General features: G+C 34.7%; 16 protein-coding genes and 1 pseudogene. 6 read left to right on the top strand and 11 right to left on the bottom strand.

From position 1 onward, the window contains the following. Window positions 1-20: 20 nt before the first annotated feature. The 6 genes from ACTJJ9_RS11910 to ACTJJ9_RS11885 form a co-directional block, all read right to left on the bottom strand. Entirely contained in the window at window positions 21-2,084 is a 2,064-nt protein-coding gene (locus tag ACTJJ9_RS11910) for a beta-galactosidase (protein ID WP_095303229.1), read from the bottom strand. A 40-nt stretch (window positions 2,085-2,124) separates the two neighbouring features. Then, the gene (locus tag ACTJJ9_RS11905) at window positions 2,125-2,976 is read right to left on the bottom strand and encodes a sugar ABC transporter permease (protein WP_095303228.1); all 852 of its coding nucleotides are present in this window, start codon (window positions 2,974-2,976) and stop codon (window positions 2,125-2,127) included. Between the two features lie 3 nt (window positions 2,977-2,979). Then, complete coding sequence (locus ACTJJ9_RS11900; RefSeq protein ID WP_095303227.1) at window positions 2,980-4,236, bottom strand: carbohydrate ABC transporter permease; 1,257 nt, start codon at window positions 4,234-4,236, stop codon at window positions 2,980-2,982. A 259-nt stretch (window positions 4,237-4,495) separates the two neighbouring features. After that, a complete protein-coding gene (locus tag ACTJJ9_RS11895; protein ID WP_095303226.1) occupies window positions 4,496-5,773 on the bottom strand; it encodes a sugar ABC transporter substrate-binding protein in 1,278 nt (425 codons plus the stop codon). A gap of 170 nt (window positions 5,774-5,943) precedes the next feature. Continuing rightward, window positions 5,944-6,936, bottom strand: a complete 993-nt coding sequence (locus ACTJJ9_RS11890) for a LacI family DNA-binding transcriptional regulator (protein ID WP_145582555.1) — start codon at window positions 6,934-6,936, stop codon at window positions 5,944-5,946. A gap of 608 nt (window positions 6,937-7,544) precedes the next feature. Continuing rightward, window positions 7,545-8,282, bottom strand: coding sequence for a DsbA family oxidoreductase (locus ACTJJ9_RS11885; protein ID WP_095301604.1), 738 nt, complete (start codon window positions 8,280-8,282; stop codon window positions 7,545-7,547). A gap of 311 nt (window positions 8,283-8,593) precedes the next feature. Between ACTJJ9_RS11885 and ACTJJ9_RS11880 the strand changes: the two genes are divergently transcribed. The 3 genes from ACTJJ9_RS11880 to ACTJJ9_RS11870 all read left to right on the top strand — a co-directional run bounded on the left by ACTJJ9_RS11880 (window position 8,594) and on the right by ACTJJ9_RS11870 (window position 11,408). Continuing rightward, a complete protein-coding gene (locus tag ACTJJ9_RS11880; RefSeq protein WP_095301605.1) occupies window positions 8,594-9,643 on the top strand; it encodes a LytTR family transcriptional regulator DNA-binding domain-containing protein in 1,050 nt (349 codons plus the stop codon). A 209-nt stretch (window positions 9,644-9,852) separates the two neighbouring features. Beyond that, window positions 9,853-10,701, top strand: coding sequence for an ABC transporter ATP-binding protein (locus ACTJJ9_RS11875; protein ID WP_145582554.1), 849 nt, complete (start codon window positions 9,853-9,855; stop codon window positions 10,699-10,701). Beyond that, complete coding sequence (locus ACTJJ9_RS11870) at window positions 10,698-11,408, top strand: ABC transporter permease (RefSeq protein ID WP_095301607.1); 711 nt, start codon at window positions 10,698-10,700, stop codon at window positions 11,406-11,408. Before ACTJJ9_RS11875 ends, ACTJJ9_RS11870 begins: the two co-directional genes overlap by 4 nt. Window positions 11,409-11,649: 241 nt before the next feature. Here the strand turns inward: ACTJJ9_RS11870 and ACTJJ9_RS11865 are convergent, their stop codons facing one another. Then, window positions 11,650-12,321, bottom strand: coding sequence for a YdeI/OmpD-associated family protein (locus ACTJJ9_RS11865; RefSeq protein ID WP_095301608.1), 672 nt, complete (start codon window positions 12,319-12,321; stop codon window positions 11,650-11,652). A gap of 119 nt (window positions 12,322-12,440) precedes the next feature. Further along, entirely contained in the window at window positions 12,441-13,286 is an 846-nt protein-coding gene (locus tag ACTJJ9_RS11860; protein WP_145582553.1) for a VOC family protein, read from the bottom strand. A 164-nt stretch (window positions 13,287-13,450) separates the two neighbouring features. Here ACTJJ9_RS11860 and ACTJJ9_RS11855 point away from each other — a divergent pair, with 164 nt between their 5' ends. Continuing rightward, window positions 13,451-14,050 carry an NADPH-dependent FMN reductase gene (locus ACTJJ9_RS11855; protein ID WP_095301610.1) on the top strand — a complete coding sequence of 200 codons (600 nt, stop codon included), beginning with the start codon at window positions 13,451-13,453 and terminating at the stop codon, window positions 14,048-14,050. 50 nt (window positions 14,051-14,100) lie between these two features. Here ACTJJ9_RS11855 and ACTJJ9_RS11850 read toward each other — a convergent pair. Both ACTJJ9_RS11850 and ACTJJ9_RS11845 read right to left on the bottom strand, forming a co-directional pair. Further along, window positions 14,101-14,252, bottom strand: a pseudogene (locus ACTJJ9_RS11850) (PhnA domain-containing protein); the annotation flags it as partial. A 150-nt stretch (window positions 14,253-14,402) separates the two neighbouring features. Beyond that, window positions 14,403-14,786 (bottom strand): winged helix-turn-helix transcriptional regulator, encoded by a 384-nt coding sequence (locus ACTJJ9_RS11845; RefSeq protein ID WP_095301611.1) that lies wholly within the window; start codon window positions 14,784-14,786, stop codon window positions 14,403-14,405. Between the two features lie 205 nt (window positions 14,787-14,991). Between ACTJJ9_RS11845 and ACTJJ9_RS11840 the strand changes: the two genes are divergently transcribed. Both ACTJJ9_RS11840 and ACTJJ9_RS11835 read left to right on the top strand, forming a co-directional pair. Continuing rightward, window positions 14,992-16,200 carry an MFS transporter gene (locus ACTJJ9_RS11840; RefSeq protein ID WP_145582552.1) on the top strand — a complete coding sequence of 403 codons (1,209 nt, stop codon included), beginning with the start codon at window positions 14,992-14,994 and terminating at the stop codon, window positions 16,198-16,200. Between the two features lie 18 nt (window positions 16,201-16,218). Further along, window positions 16,219-17,061, top strand: a complete 843-nt coding sequence (locus ACTJJ9_RS11835; protein ID WP_145582551.1) for an aldo/keto reductase — start codon at window positions 16,219-16,221, stop codon at window positions 17,059-17,061. 232 nt (window positions 17,062-17,293) lie between these two features. On the opposite strand, the gene ACTJJ9_RS11830 is transcribed toward ACTJJ9_RS11835, so the two are convergent. Then, complete coding sequence (locus ACTJJ9_RS11830) at window positions 17,294-17,749, bottom strand: CBS domain-containing protein (RefSeq protein ID WP_095301615.1); 456 nt, start codon at window positions 17,747-17,749, stop codon at window positions 17,294-17,296. Window positions 17,750-18,001: the final 252 nt, after the last annotated feature.

The raw sequence follows: 18,001 nt of genomic DNA, 5'->3' as shown, positions 1-18,001 counted from the left end.
CAGAAGGAGACCCGAAGCAATTAATCTCTCTTTTTCTCGACAATTCTTACTTCATATTCTTTTAATACTAGCTCTCCAGATAATTCATCCCCTGTTACTAAATCACGTACAGTGTCAGAGAATGTAACAGGTTGATTTTCTTCTGTGAAATTCATAACGAATATATAATCTTTCTCATTATCCTGTCTTACTTGAACAGAAACACCTTTGCCATGTTCAACATTGTAAACAGGCTTTAATGATAACTCATCGATTAATTGTTGATAAAAATCTCGATGGAATTGATCATTTAAGCGAGCACCAATATAATAGGCTGTTCCCTTCTCAAACTTGTTACTCGTAATAGCTGGAGTATTCGCATAGAAATCCTGCATATAAATGCCTTCTACATTTGCTCCACCTACTTCAATCACTGTTGCATAGTCCTTTAATAGATAACTTTCATTCTTATATGTGACGTAATTCTCATCCTTTGGATAAAGCGTATCAGTCTCTACAGGATTAATACCGAATATTTCTTGAAGAGCTTGATGCCATCCACCTGTATATGTTAAGTCATTTTCGTTAACAAGACCGCTAATATATGTCATTACTAGCCTTCCACCATTCGCTACAAATGATTTTAATCGAGCGATTGTCTCTTCGCTTACTAAATAAAGCATAGGAACGATTAATAGCTTATAAGATGAAAAATCTTGTTCCTTTGTAATGACATCAACTGGTATATCCTTTTCCCAGAATGTTCGATAATGTTGCTGCAACGTTTGTGGATATCGCTTTGTATCTAAACCAAAGCCTTGTGCATCATTAATTGCCCAGTTGCTTTCCCAATCATAAAGTATCGCCACATCTGATGTTCGATTCGTTCCAACTACATCAGATAGCTTTTCTAATGTTTCTCCTACCTTAGCAACCTCTTTAAAAACTCGATTCTCAGAACTATTATCATGGTCTACTACTGCACCATGGAATTTTTCTGAAGAGCCACGGGATTTTCGCCATTGGAAATAAAGAATACTGTCAGATCCATGTGCGACCATTTGCATGGAAGATAGTAAGTGCATCCCTGGGCGTTTTGCCTTATTAACTTGATGCCAGTTAACAGCACTTGGTGTTGATTCCATTAATAAAAACGGTTGTTGCTTCAAACTACGATAAAGATCATCAATAAAGCCTACCTTCATTGCTAAATCAGCAGTCGTTTCCCAATCATTGTGCCAAGCTGGATATGCGTCCCAGCTAATTACATCTAGATGCTTAGCAAATTTGCTATAATCTAACGATTGGAACGGAATTAAATCATTCGTATCTGCCATGAAGTTTGTTGTAATCGGAACATTTGGTGTTAATTCCTTAATTGGAACAATTTCATTTTCAAAGAAAGAAATTGTCTGATCGGTAACAAAGCGACGCCAATCTAAGTTATGACCATGTACGGCATTCTCTCCAATCGGAGATGGCGATTCAATTTGTGACCAATCGCTGAATGTATGGCTCCAAAATGGTGTCCACCAAGCTTTGTTCAAGGCATCTAAGTCATTGTTATATTTCTCCTTTAGCCAGCCTCTAAATGCTTGCTGACATTTATTACAATGACACTCACCGCTATATTCATTCGAAATATGCCACATTAAAAGAGCAGGATGCTGACCATACCTTTCTGCTAGCTTACGATTTATTTGCTGTGTCTTTTCTCTGTACACTTCAGATGTAAAGCAGTGATTATGTCTTCCTCCGTGCAATTGCTTCATTCTATGTCCATTTGTGCGCAACACTTCTGGATATTTCTGTGACATCCAAGCAGGACGGGCACCGCTTGGCGTCGCTAAAATAACCCGTCCGCCAATTTTATGGATATTCTCAATTACTTCATCAAGCCATTCAAATTGGTAGACACCTTCCCTGGGCTCAAGAGCACTCCAAGCAAATATCCCTACCGAAAATGTGTTTGTATGTGATAATTTCATTAATTTAATATCATCTGCTAAAATATCTGGTCGATCTAACCATTGGTCGGGGTTGTAATCTCCACCATGGAGCATAAATTTTGCATTCGTTACATATGTTTTTTCTCGTTTTGACATAGTTCTCTCCCTTATCTGTTTGTCCTATGATTATCTAAAATTAGCCTTTCGTACCACCAGCTGTTAAGCCAGATACAAAGTTCCTTTGCAACAATAAAAAGACAATCGCAATCGGGATACTAATTAAGATCGCTCCAGCAGCGAATGTTGTATAGCTTGCTCCCATAACGTCATTAACTAAATTGTAGAGTCCTATCGGTAATGTATATGACTCAGGTGTTCTTAATATTGTTGATGATAAGATAAAATCACCTAATGGCCCTGTAAAACCATTCATGGCAACAACGGCAACCATTGGTTTTGATAACGGCATTATAATTTGCCAAAAGATTCTTGTGTTACTTGCTCCGTCTATTTTCGCACTTTCATCTAAATCAATTGGAATCGAATCCATATAACCTTTCATCAAATACGTGTTCATAGGAATTTGTCCGCCAATGTATAACAAGATTAGCAACCAATGACTATTCATTAAGCCAAGAATTTGCGCTAAAACAAATAGTGCAATTAATGCTGAGAATTGCGGAATCATTTGCAGTAAAAGGAAAATCGTTAATGCGTTTTTTCTTCCTTTAAATCGGAACCGTGAAAAGGCATATGCGGTAAAGGAAACACTCAAAATTGTTCCTAGCATTGTAAAAATACTTATTTTCAATGAATTTAAATACCAATTACCATATTGAAGACTGTCTTTCCCTGCAAATAGCTCTTTATAATGATCCAATGTCGGATTTTCTGGAATAATTGATGTACTTACTAAACTATTACCAGGGTTAAAGCTTGCACCAACCGTCCAAAGCAAGGGGTAGATGATGACCACCACCATGAATGTTAATAGCAAATAGGAGAATAGGAGTCGAAAGAATTTCTTTCTCTTCATATCTGTCAGCATCTCTTAAGCCCCCTCTTTAAATGAATTTGTTCGTCTGAATTGCCATAGAGCGATTGCGATAACAAAAACTGATAACAAAATCGTTAATGCTGCTGCTAAAGAATATTGACTTGATTGCATTGTTAATTTGTAAATCCAAGAAACTAATATATCTGTTCCTCCGGCAGTGCTACCAGGTACAGCTGGGCCTCCACCATTGAAGAGATAAATAATATTAAAGTTATTAAAATTAAAGGTAAACTGTGTAATAATAATCGGTGCCATTGCAATTAAGATCATTGGCATTGTAATATGTTTAAATTTCGCAAAGATGGATGCGCCATCAATAGTAGCAGCTTCATATAAATCCTCTGGAATCGATTGCAGTACACCTGTTGTAACAAGGAATATATATGGAAATCCTAACCACCCTTGCATAAGGATTAACGCTAATTTTGACCAGTTCGCATCCGTTAACCATGGAATTGCGTCAATGCCAAAAAACGCTAAAATATCATTGTTAATCGCTCCAAAGCTATCATTAAACAAGCCTGCAAAAATCAGAATTGTAACAAATCCTGGCACAGCCCATGGTAGCACGAGGATTGTCCGATAAAATTTCTTAAAACGAATCTCCTTCTGGTTTACAACTACAGCTAATAAAATACCTAGACCTACTTGAAGAGATGATGCTACAAGTGTCCAAATGACGGTCCAACCTAAAACATCAAAAAATGTTGAACGCCAAATATCTACTGTGAAAATCTGACCAAATGTATCTAATCCTACCCAATCCGCTAAATTAGCAGGTGGGGAATGATATAAATCATAGTTTGTAAATGCTAATGCAAAGCTAAATAAAATTGGAAAAATAACAGCAAAGATTAAGATAAATAGAGATGGCCCACTAACTAAATATGGGTAACCTTGAGCAATTAAATTTTGATATTGCTCTCTTAAAGAATATAGCTCTTTATTTTCATCTCGCATTTCTCCAGTTTTATATGCATCTCTTAAATTTAAATAATAGATTAATAGCCCTAAACACGTTACGATTAAAGCAATGATCCCTTCTGCTAATAAGAAAACAGAATTATCACGAGGTACCTCTGTCCCCAATGTAAAAAGACCCCAAAACCCCATATTTAATAAATCTCCAAAAGCAGTAAAGAACGATACTCCTAAAATAAGAAACAATAAACCTTTTGCCCACTGCTTGTTGTAAAATTGTCCAAACCCAGGAATTATCGATAATAATAAGGCTTTTTTACGATATGTCACCTTTTTCACCTCTTTAGAACTTAGAAAGCGGAAGCGCCTTGCTATACGCTGGAGCTAGACACTAGACTAAGCGCAAAAATTTATACTTTCTTTCTATAGAATACAATTAACTTTGTATATATCATCGTGTTCTATCTTAATAGGGTCTGACACCTCCAAATATTGCGGATTTAAGATTTTAAACCTTTAAACCGTCATTATTTTTTGTAGGAGGGGTCTGACCCTATTTTTAAGAAATGAACTATCGATTTATTTCTATTTATTTTCCGCCATGTTTTGCTGCGATTTGTCCCTTGATTGTTTCAACGGCTTGATCTAAAGCTTCTTTTGGCTCAGCCTTACCTGTAGCGATTGTTTGTAACGCACTATCAGCAGGTGTCCATACTTCATTCATTTCAGGAATATTTGGTGTTAATTCTGAGAATTGAGATTGCTCAGCAACTGCTTGTGCAGCTTCGCTTTCCTTCACAACTGGATCTTCAGCTAATGCTTTTACTGCAGGTACTTCCTGTGTTACTTCATATCTTGTTTTAGAGTTTTCCTCATTAGTAATAAATTCAACAAATTCCTCTGCCAATTCAGCATTTTTTGAATATTCGCTTACATTGTAGCTTTTCACTCCAACAAATGCGCTCATATTTTCGCCATTTGATAATTCAGGCAATTTTGTTACGCCATAGTTTACCCCAGCCTTTTTGAACGGCTCTAAATTCCATGGTCCAGATATAATTGCTGCTGCTTTACCTTCCGTAAATAATGATTCTAATACATTAATCCCTTGTTCTCCGATAATTCCAGCTGGGAACAATCCTTCTTTATAAAACTTTTGAATATACTCGGCACCTTCAATTGCACCTTCATTATTTAAACCAACATCTGTTGAATCATAATTTCCATTTCCATCATTTCCAAAAATATATCCACCATAGCCACCTAAAACACTTTGTGCATAATAGATTTGGTCGAATAATGCTAAGAACCCATAATTACCATCTTTTGTTAACTCTTTAGACTTTTCATACCATTCATCTAATGTTTTTGGTAGCTCATCTTCTGAGATGATATCTTTGTTATAGTAAAGCAATGTTGTTTCGACAGCTTTCGGCAATCCGTAAATTTTACCCTCAACCATTTGTGATTGAAGTGCAGATTCTGTATAAATAGCTTGTACACCTTCATCTACTTTCAATTCTTTTATTAATCCTTCTGTTACAGCTGTCCCGATTTGGTCTCCAGCCATAGTTAGAACATCTGGTCCAGTTCCAGCAGGACCATCAAGACGCAAGTCTTCAATTTGTTGAGCATATGCCTTTTCTACTACTTTTACTGTTACATCATGCTCTTTTTCAAATTTTGCAACAGCATCTTTAATACCTTCTGCTTTTTCTATATCTTCCCAAACAATTAATTCTTTAGTCCCGGTTGTTTCTTTCTCATTTGCACCACTTTCACTGCTTTCCTTTGGTCCGCATGCAGCTAAGACTAAAACAAAAGCAAGAAAACAGATAATGCTAATATGTCTTTTTACATTTTTCATGGATGTTCATCCTTTCAAAATTTTTTAACGTTTTCCCCCTATTTAGAAAGCGTTCCCAAAAATAATATAGCATCTAATAGGAAAACTGTAAATAAATATTTTACTAGTTTAAGTAAAAAAATTTACGAAAATTAAAAAACAGCTTAATGAATTAAGCTGTTTTCTTCGTTTTAATTTGTACTTTTTCTAATAATCAACTCAGCACCAAGATATAATGTTTTTACAATTTTACGTTTCCCTATTATTTGCTCAAGCAATAATTCAATTGCATTTTTACACATTTCTCGTAAATCAATATGATATGTCGTTAAAGGTGGGGATACATATTTTGCAACACTCGTATTATTAATACTGACAACACTCACTCTATTTGGTATAGATATACCATGTTCATTTAGTGCCTGCAAACAACCAACAGCAATTGGATCAGCTGCAATAAAGAAAGCGGTTGGAAGCTGTTCCCCAAGCTGTTCAATTGCTTTCGACATTAAATAATAGCCGTTTTCTACAGAAAATCCCCTATGGCAAAAAATAAACTCCTCACGCAATAAACCCTTTTTGCTCATATATTCTCGAAAGATTTTTTCACGGATATCCATTTCATCTTCATCCGTATTAGGATTATGGTACGTTCCTCCGATAAGCCCTATCTCCTTATGTCCCTTTTCTAGTAAAAAATCTACGGTTTGAACGGTTAACAGTGCTAGATCAGGTCTAACAGAGTCAAAATGGTATGGATCTGGCGTTGTATCGAGAAAAACTCCATTATTCGTTATCCCTCTAAGATATTCTAGTTCCTTATCCGAAAACATACCAACTGCAATAAAACCCTCTATTTCACTTGGTATTTTCGTAATGCCATCAGTGATTTTATATGTTGTTAGCTCTATATTAAACTTCGATGCTAATTTTTCGACCTCTAATCTCATCGTTTTAAAATAGACATCTTCAAGCTCTTCTTTATCTGATAACCAATATAAAAAGGCAATATTTTTCACTTTAGGTCTTACTGTTTTTTTTCTGTAATTAAGCTTATCTGCGACTTCGAATATTTTTTCTCTCGTTTCATCAGGAACTGACAAGCTTTCATCATTATTTAGAACCCTAGAAACAGTTGATATAGAAAAACCCGCTTCTGTAGCAACATCTTTAATAGTCGCCATTCTATACACCACCATTACATACATCTTATTTTTAATCAGTAATACTAAGATATCACTTTCTTTTTATTTAGTAAAATTTTTTACTAAATATTTATTTTTTAAAATATCAAATTTATATACTAGAGGATGGAGAAAGAAAAAACCCGAAATCGGACTAATTATATTTTCCATGATTTCGGGTTACCAATCAATATGATTATTTAAGGGCTTACAATTTATATTTTAAAGCTATTATTCTATTTGTTAAACTTAAGAAATAAGTACCTATTTTGAACTCCCCAATTATGAACAAGAGGCTAACTTATTTATCTATTAAAAAAGCTGTTTTTGTAAACTTTTTTGCTTTTTACTTAGATGTCCTTTTGGTTAATTTATTTTTTCGTGTAATACTCGCTTTCTGTGGCGTAAGTGATAAGCCTATCCCACACATCCTGCAGGAGCCTCACAATACAATCATTTATCTTAATCGTGCAAAAATAACAATCCTTCAAAAAAGATCTATTAAAAAATAGAGTAACAACTAATGGACCTTGAAAAAACCACGTGGACAAATATTCTTCCCTAAAGATAAAAAGGACATCATACTCTGTGATGTCCTTACATATTTCTTAATTTTGTTCTTTGTTTGTTGGCACTGCACAGCTTCCATCGGCACAAAACGCATCAGTTGACTGGTCTGTAGAAAGATCCTCAAATTTTGGCTTTGGATTCTCTTCTTCCCATACCTTTTGAAGTGCACTTACAAATGTATCTAATGGCTGAGCACCTGAAATGGCATATTTTTGATTAATAATAAAGTAAGGCACACCTCTAATTCCATATTGTTGGGCAATACCTTCATCAATTCTCACATCATTTGCAAATACCGTTTTATCATTAAGTACATCTAAAGCCTTTTGTCTATCTAACCCTGAGCCTTCTGCAATATCTGCTAACGTTTCAAAATCACTTAAATTCTTCGACTCAGTAAAATATGCATATAGCAGCTTTTCTGTTATGATTTTCTCTTTATTTTGCTCCTTAGCAAATTTCGCTAATCTATGAGCATCAAATGTATTTGTTGGCTTCATGTCCTCAAAATTAAATGTCAAGCCTACCGTTGCTGCCTGCTGACCAATTTGAGCATTACTTTGCTTAGCTTGCTCAATACTCATTCCATATTTAGAAGCTAGTGCTTCATGAATACTTTTACCTGAATAGACATCAGCATTTGGATCTAATTCAAAGGCTTTAAATTCGACATCGACAGCATCTTTATGAGGAAATTGCTCTAATGCTAATTCTAATCTACGTTTTCCTATATAACAAAACGGACAAACAAAGTCTGACCACACTTCAATTTTCATTACAATCCACCTCTTTCTTTCGGTAATAACAATTGTAGCATGGACTATTCAGAACTGAAACATACATGCTCATAGCTTTACTGTACTCATTAAAATACATTCTATCTGTCAGAATACAACTAACACCATTTAACAAATTCCACCAATTTCTCCTCGTCCATTTCCTAGGAAATGATCCTATTCTACAAAAAATAACAATATATACTAGAATTTTTAACTCTTACTCAAGTTATGAAATTTGAATCAGTATATAATTAGTAATAGTGGAAAATTCCGGTCATACCTCAATTAGTGAAAAAGGTGGATATAACATGAGCATTTTAGAAATAAAGAAACTAGAAAAGCACGATGAGCATTCTCTCATTTTTCCAGAATTTAATTTGACTGTTTCAGAAAAAGACATTATCGCGATTCATGCTAATACAAATGTACGTTCAATTCTACTAAAAATGTTAATGGGCGAAATCCCCATCTCCAACGGGTCAATTTTCATATGTGGAGAGCAGATTACTAGAACTTCTATGAGATTTGTCCATTCAAAAATTGGATTTTCCCTTTTAGATGATGGCCTATATGAAAGATTAAGCGTTAAGGATAATTACCTTTTTTACAGAACAATATATAGTTCAAAGCTATCTGTAGAAGACTGTATTAGAGCAGTTCAACTTGAAAGTAAAAAAGGCTACCGTGTTAGTAAGTTGACTTATTCAGAAAAAAGAAGGGTTCATTTTGGTCGGTTACTTTTTCAAAATTCTGATCTTTATATATTTGAAGAGCCTGATCAAAATGTTGACTTAGAAACAAAGCAAATATTGATCAAATTGGTTAAACAGCTAGGCCAAGATGGAAAAGCTGTCTTAATTTTAACGAATAATGTAGAAAGTGCCCTTTTTGTAACAAACCAGGTTTATCGATTAGATGAAACGGGGTTACATGCTCTTGATGTTCTCTCCGAAGAGGAAGTAACTATAGAAGAGGCATCAGCTACTAAAGAAGAAGAGGAAGTTATCATTCAACCTGTTCGTTTTGAAAAAATCCCTACAAAGGTTAACGACAAGATTGTATTATTTGACCCTCCTGAAATTGATTATATTGAGAGCAGTGAAGGCAATTCTATTATCTATATTAATGGTGAAGCATACCCATGTGCCTTCACCATGGCAGAGTTAGAGACGAGATTGAATCCATATGGTTTCTTTAGATGCCACAGGTCGTATATCGTTAATTTACAAAAAGTTCGTGAAGTCGTGACATTTACAAGGAACAGTTTTTCTTTAATATTAGCAGATGCTAAAAAGTCCTCTATCCCATTATCAAAAACGAAAATGGCAGAATTAAAAGGAATGTTGGGCTTAAAATAGACTCCATTCACGCTAAATATTCTCCACTCATACATATCATAGCTCCTTTCAGCGAAAATATAATGTGAAATACTAATTTGTTTCCTATGATAGAAGCATAAGAAACGCAGAAGCACCTTGAACAGCTCTCTGCAATAAGAGAGTTTCAGTATAAAAGTGCTCTTTACAATATCGTCAAACAACTACTATAAAAGCAGTGGAGGATGAAGATGGAGAATATTATTGAAGTAAGAAGATTAGCGAAACTGTTTGCAAACCAACAAGCATTAAAGGATGTTTCATTTGAAGTGAAGAAGGGTGAAATCTTTGGCTTTCTAGGTCCTAGTGGTTCAGGAAAAACAACAACGATAAAAATATTAACTGCTCAGCTAGCGCAAACAGATGGAGAAGCACTTGTTTTTGGTGTTCCAGCTTCAAAATTAAAGGAAACGGCCTATCGAAAAAAAATTGGTGTTCTTACAGACAACACTGGTTTATATGAAAGATTAACAGTTTATGATAATTTAAAGCTCTATTGTGACCTTTACGATGTACCACATACTAGAATTTCTGAAGTTTTGGAAATGGTGAATTTAAGTGAGGCAAAAAAGAAAGTTGTATCAAAGCTATCGAAGGGAATGCTTCAGCGTGTTATTTTGGCAAGAGCTTTTTTACATAAGCCAGATCTTTTATTCCTAGATGAGCCTACCTCTGCACTTGACCCCGTTAATACAAAGCATATTTATAAAGGATTAGAAGGCTTAAAGGAACAAGGAACAACCATTTTTCTAACTACACATGATATGAATGAAGCTGAAACACTTTGTGACAGAGTAGCGTTTCTACATAATGGATCCATCCAATTGTTGGATACACCCAAGTCACTTCGGCAAAAATTTGCTAATCATACATTAACTGTTGAGCTTACCGATGGTAATAAGGAAATTATTGACAAAGGACCTGATGGAGCTCAAGCAATCTATGATTATATGAGGCAAGACAAAATTGTATCGATTTACTCAAATGAACCAACACTTGGAGATATATTTGTAGAAGTAACAGGGAGGAAATTATCATGACAACTTTTTCATTTAAACGTTCGGCTGCAATACTTCAAAAGGACTATAAAGATGTTTCTAAAAATCTATTTGTTTCATCGTCAGCACTTATGCCACTTATTATCGCCGCACTTTATGGACGATTCGGTGTTGAAACGGTTAATGAGCATTATTTAGTATTTAATATGGTTTTTTGTTTAGTATCTGCTTATGTACAATGCTCTCTAATCGCAGAAGAGAAGGAAAAGAGTACATTACGCGGTCTCATGCTCTCACCCGCTAGTACACTTGAAATATTAGTAGGTAAAAGTCTTTTAAGCTTATTAGGAACTTTATTCATTATTATCATTTGTGCTTTTTTAACAGAATATCTTCCTAAAAACCCATTAGTTATAGCAATCTCTATAATTATTTCAACCTTTTTCTATATTGGTCTTGGTACTTTATTAGGATTAATGACGAAATCAGTTATGGAAGCATCTGTTATCATATTACCTTTCATATTTATTTTTTCGTTTGGAGATTTTTTAACGGCTTTTTCTGATAGATACCCTTTCTTAAAAGTCGCTGAGTTTATGCCTAACTCGCAATTAATTACTTTAGCAAATGAAGTACAGTTAGGGGCAAATCTTATAGATGTATGGTCCAACCTTGCCATTATTCTTATTTGGGTAGCTGTAGTTTTTATCTTTGTTATCTTCGTCTATCGTAAACGTATGATGGACTAACATAAAAGAATGCACAGCCCCAGGTAACAAAAACTAGTTTAAATTGTTATTAAGAAAGAGTAGCTTGTTAAATTTAGGTCCGTAATTTCTGGAAATGATTATGAAGTAACCTATGAAATTCGTGTTAAAGAAAACGAACAATATTATTTATGGTGTAATAACGTTAAGCTATGATGGTAATTTCACTTCCTAAAAAGTGTAAAAAATAGAGACACTGGATTTGTCCAATGTCTCTATTTTTTTATTTATCAAGGCGATATAAATCTCGGCTTTTATATCCTTCACCAAGAATCATTTTCATTTCTTCACGACGCTTTGCTTTTGTGGCCTCTTGTTTTGCACTGTATACATACCGTGCCCAATCCTTTCGATAGCCTGGAGTAAGGGATTGATAAAATGCAAGTAAATCCGGTGAATCTTGTAAGTCACGTTCGATACTTGGAATGAGATCAATATAATCATCAACACATTGACTAGCCTTTGTTGACTTCTTATTTTTCCCTTTTGCGTCCTCTTTCAGACCGACTACTGTAAATACATCGTCAAATCCTACCATTCTGGAAAACTTTATATTACTGTTGCCAACATAACCATTTGCATCCGCACCTATCCCCTCTAACAGGTCATCACGGTGAATGAATGTTGAATATTTTTTGTTTCCCTTTTTAGGATACGCCACGTACATATAGCCATTTTTATTAAGGGATTTTTGCTCAATTACTTGATTAACAAGTTCTTTTAATGATTCCATGTCTAATACAAAGGCAAAAATTAAATCATATGAACGATTCTTTTTAAGCTCAGTTTCATAATTTGACAGCTCTGTTAAATAGTCTTCACCTTCTGGTAGGTTAAGAATCGCAACATCTTCATACTTTTGTAAATTTAGTTTTTCTACTATTGTTTTAGCCATATACTCCACCTTCACAACGATTCCTATTGCATTAATTATTTCCTGAAAATAATACTGTTTTTATTGTTATCATACCATTCATTTTTAATGAAGTGATCTTCTTGGCGATTGATTTTGCTTTAAATAACAAGTTTAATTTGATTACCTGTCGGATCTTCCGTCGTATAGAAGTCTTCTTCTTTTCTTACTGGTGCCCCAAGCTGCTTTAACCTTTCAACAACAGCTTGTCTTTCCGCCTCATTTGGATACACAAGTGTATACCATTTTAAACCGACACTATTTTTAGATGGTACTTGTGCATTTGCTCCTTGCCACATATTAACGGCAATATGGTGGTGATAATTCCCCGTTGAAAGGAATGCTGCTTGCGGATAGTAACTAACAACGTTAAAGCCTAGCCCTTTCGTATAAAATTCCTCTGCTTTTTTAACATCAGCTACATGTAAATGGATATGCCCCATTATTGTATTTTTCGGTAGCCCTTGCCAACTTTTACTACTTTCGGCTAGAATCCCGTCTCCATCAAGTTGTTCTGTCACCATATGAACCAATTCATTGTTCCATGTCCATTGTGACGAAGGTCTATCACGGTATACTTCAATGCCATTTCCATCTGGATCATTTAAGTACAAAGCCTCACTAACATCATGATCTGCTGCCCCAATTGGATATCCTACTTGAATGATATGACGTAAAAATTGCGATAAATCCTCTCTTGTTGGTAGCAAAATTGCGAAGTGGTATAGTCCTAATGCCCTTTTTTCTTTTGGAATTACATGATCTGGCTGCTCCAAAGTTAGCAAGGGGGTTTGCCCATTTGCTGTTAAAATAACCTTTTTATCCTCCTTCTTTAATAGTTGGAAACCAATTATTTCTTGATAAAAGGCTGTAGCTTTTTCTAAATCTTGTACTTTAATTGTTACTTCTCCAACAAATACATTTGGTTTTTCATGAAATTTATCCATTATTTTCGTTCCCTTCGTCATCATTTTTTGTTGTAATGAATATATTTTAAACGCCTTGACAAAATCCATACAGTCTAATACAATTATCTCGAATTAATAATATTTTAATTCAATAAAAATTGGATGTAAAGGGTTTTCCATTAATTATAGGTGGTGCAATAAATTTGGGATTTTTAAACAAACTATTCGGTAAAAATTCAAAGGAGGAACAGCAAATGACAAATGGTAAATTAAAAATTGGGATTATTTTAGGAAGTACACGCCAAGGCCGTGTGAGTCCACAAGTGGGAGAATGGGTAAAATCAATCGCAGATCAACGTGGTGATGCGGATTATGAAATCGTTGATATTGCAGAATACAAACTTCCACTTTTAGGAGAAGGTACTGGTCAAGAGCCTGGCTTACAAGCATGGAATGAAAAGTTAGCAACACTTGATGGCTTTGTTTTTATTGTTCAAGAATATAACCACAGCATTACAGGAGCACTTAAAAACGCACTTGATTCTGCACGTGAAGCATGGAACAACAAAGCTGCTGGTATTGTAAGCTATGGCTCTACAGGTGGAGCTCGTGCTGCCGAACATTTACGTGGTATTATGGGAGAATTATTAATCGCAGATGTTCGTGTACACCCAACACTTTCATTATTTACTGATTTTGAAAATGGAACTACCTTCAAACCAGCTGAATTACATTTAAAAAATGTAAATGAAATGCTTGACCAAGTAATTGCTTGGAGCGGAGCATTAAAAACCATTCGATAAGTAAAACCATATAAAATAATAAAACAGGAGTCCCTAAAATAGACTCCTGTTTTTTTGCTGCTTAATCCCTCAATTTTACAATTTATATTATGAATTCCGTTTACTAAACGAATGTTTTTCACCCTAGCTTCAAAACAGATGAACTCCCTTTTACATTTAAATCTTTAATAATTAAAATTGTATTATCATTGTTTAATACATGCCTTTTCCATCTTTAAATTGCATTTTAAACAATTTGATAACCATGACGTCATCTTTTCCCCAACGTAAACTATTTTACAATCCTAATCCAAGTTTTTTAGCATAATTTCCCATCACTTGACTTCCTTTTGCAAGACGAAATATATAAAAATTACTGACGCTCTTCCATTAGATGTTTATTTAATTCATTTTCCTCTAATACATCATATGTGTTCCCGTACACTTTCTTTATATGCTTCTCCCCCCATGCACATAGAGAATCTAATATACCCTGTAAGCTCCATCCATATTCACTTAGCTCATACTCCACTTTAGGAGGGATTTGTTGGTATACAATTCGATTAATGACCCCATCTGCCTCTAATTCTCTCAATTGTTGTGTTAGCATCTTTTGAGTTATATCTGGCATAAGCCGCTTCAATTCACTAGTTCGTTTCTTTCCATGGGTTAAATGACATAAAATAACACATTTCCATTTTCCGCCAATTACTTCTAACGTTGCTTCAACAGATATATTATATTTCTTTTTTTGCACAATTAATGTCCTCCTTTTTATAGAAACCAAAAAGTACCTATATCACTTTTTAGTATCTATATTACTTTAAAGTACGTACTTCTCACTTTGTTATATGTGTATCATAATAACATTTGCCGGCTGAAATTTATAGTAAAGGATTTTTATATAGTTTGCGTTATAGAGGGATTTTTTTATCCCTAATCAAAAAGAAGGAGGAGAAAAAATGACATTAGATAAAAAAAGAAGTACCTTTGCACTTCTTGCTTTAGCAGTGAGTGCATTTGCAATTGGTACTACGGAATTCATTAGTGTTGGACTTTTGCCTTTAATATCTGATGATTTACAAATACCAGTAACAACAGCAGGTTTAACTGTTTCGTTATATGCTTTAGGAGTAACATTTGGAGCACCAATTCTTACATCAGTTACTTCAAGAATGTCACGAAAGACTTTATTGCTCTGGATTATGATTATTTTTATTATTGGGAATAGTATCGCTGCTTGTGCACCAAGCATTGCGATTTTACTTATTGCACGTATTATTTCAGCTTTTTCTCACGGTGTATTTATGTCAATCGGTTCGACAATCGCTGCCGATTTAGTACCTGAAAATCGTCGAGCTAGTGCAATATCGATTATGTTTACAGGACTCACTGTTGCAACAGTAACCGGAGTACCTTTAGGAACATTTATTGGTCAACAGTTTGGCTGGCGAATCGCGTTTGTCGTCATCGTTATTGTTGGAATTATCGCTCTCTTTTCAAATAGTATCCTTATTCCTGCTAATTTAAAGAAGGCAACGCGAACTACGTTTAGCGACCAATTAAAATTAGTAACAAACGGACGCTTATTGCTTGTTTTTATCATTACTGCATTAGGGTATGGCGGAACATTTGTCGTTTTTACTTATTTAACACCGATCCTTACTAATATAACCGGCTTTAAAGAGGGAACAGTTGCTATCATCCTTCTTGTTTATGGAATCGCCATTGCAATCGGAAACATGATTGGCGGAAAAGTTTCTAATCAAAATCCGATTAAATCGTTATTTTACATGTTCATTATTCAAGCTATTGTTCTATTTGTTTTAATGTTTACTGCACCATTTAAAATAGCTGGATTAATAAGTATATTCTTGATGGGCTTATTAGCCTTTATGAATGTACCTGGATTACAAGTATATGTTGTCATGTTAGCTGAACGATTTGTTCCTTCTGCAGTAGATGTCGCATCTGCGATTAATATTGCTGCTTTTAATGCAGGGATTGCGCTAGGCTCCTTTTTGGGTGGTGTCATTACTGATTCCATTGGACTTATTCATACTACTTGGATCGGCTCACTAATGGTCTTATTAGCTGTATTCCTTACTGGCTTGAGCCGGTCCCTTGAGAAAAAAGATCACTCTAACTTTAACAATCAAAAAAATATTTAACATTTGGAGGAATTAATGATGATTACTAGCTTACAAGATACAACGAAATTAGCGAACGGTATACAAATGCCTTGGTTCGGCCTCGGTGTTTTTAAGGTTGAGGAAGGTCCTGAATTGGTAAATGCAATTAAATTTGCAATTAAACAAGGGTACCGCAGTATTGATACGGCTGCCATTTATGAAAATGAAGAAGGTGTTGGACAAGCCATTCGAGAAGGAATAAACGAAACTGGCATTTCTAGAGAGGAACTATTTATAACCTCTAAAGTGTGGAATTCTGATTTAGGGTACGAATCTACCATTGCAGCATATGATGCTAGCTTAAAAAAACTAGGCTTAGATTATTTAGATTTATATCTTATCCATTGGCCTGTAGAAGGAAAATTTAAAGAAGCTTGGCGTGCATTAGAAACTTTATATAAAGAAGGTCGAGTTAAAGCAATAGGTGTAAGTAACTTTCAGGTTCATCACTTAAAGGAGTTAATGAAGGACGCTGAAATAAATCCAATGGTCAATCAAGTTGAGTATCATCCTAGACTCACCCAAAAGGAAGTCCAAACATTTTGTAAGGAGCATCACATTCAATTAGAAGCTTGGTCTCCTTTAATGCAAGGACAATTATTAGACCATCCGCTTTTACAAGAAATTGCAAAAAGCTATAACAAAACTGTTGCACAAATCATTTTACGCTGGGACTTACAAAATGGTGTTGTCACAATCCCAAAATCAACAAAAGAACAACGCATTCTAGCTAATGCAAATATATTTGACTTTGAGCTTAATGCTGAAGATATGGAACGAATTAATCGTTTAAATGATAATCATCGTATAGGACCAGACCCAGATAATTTTGATTTTTAATTCTTAAATACCCTTATTCATAAGAAAAGCGCAAGCGCCTTGATCAGCCCCGACAAGCATAAGGCGATTTGGAGTAGAAGGCGTTCTTTGCCTTCAATTCCAAATTGACTTATGACCTCGAGGGGCTAGGCGCTGGAGCTAGACACTAAAACTAAGTTCAAAATGTTATACTTTCTTACCTTGTTAAAAAATCCGCCTCAAATAGAATGAGGCGGACTCTCTTTATCTAACTTCACATTAACGCCTTAAACGATGTTCGAATGACATCACCACGGCTAATAATACCAACTAATACTCCGTTACGTTCCACAGGGAGCTTTTTAATTTGCTTTTTCCCTAACAATGCTGCGATATCCTCTACATCCGTGTCCCAAGATACTTTTTCCACAGATGTTTTTGCAATTTCCATTACATTTAATTCAAGTACTTTTTTTACTCTTTCTTCAAACTCTTCTTCGTCACCTTTTATAACATTTACATAAAAGAAACCATTAATAATGATATCTTTATGCTTTCCGATAAAACGCATGATGTCCCCATCACTTACATAGCCAACAATTTCATTTCGGTCATTTACTACCGGTAACCCACTTATCCCATGTTCGATAAACTTTTCAATTACATTACGAACACTTTCTGTCTCTTTTACTTTGTATACATATTTGTTCATAATATCTTGAGCTTTCATTTTTATCCTCCTCTATGGATCGTGGAATAGTTACTTTATATAGATATTATATCACTTAACTAGCAAAAACCTTTATTATTATCAACTTACCCTTTTTTAGCTTTCGTTAAAAACTTACAAAAGATCCCTAAACATAAGAAAAACCGGGCATAGCCCGGTCCTTTTCATGGTTAGAGAATATCCGATAATTTGTACTCTATGCCATGTACCCCTTTATAATACTCAGGATACATTTCACCCCCACATTTTTCA

It is taken from the genome of Metabacillus sp. 22489 (genome assembly GCF_052044855.1).
In the GTDB taxonomy this organism is placed as follows: Bacteria; Bacillota; Bacilli; order Bacillales; family Bacillaceae; genus Metabacillus; species Metabacillus niabensis.
The sequence above is the reverse complement of the archived record's forward strand: the minus strand, read 5'-3'. Positions and strand labels throughout refer to the sequence as shown.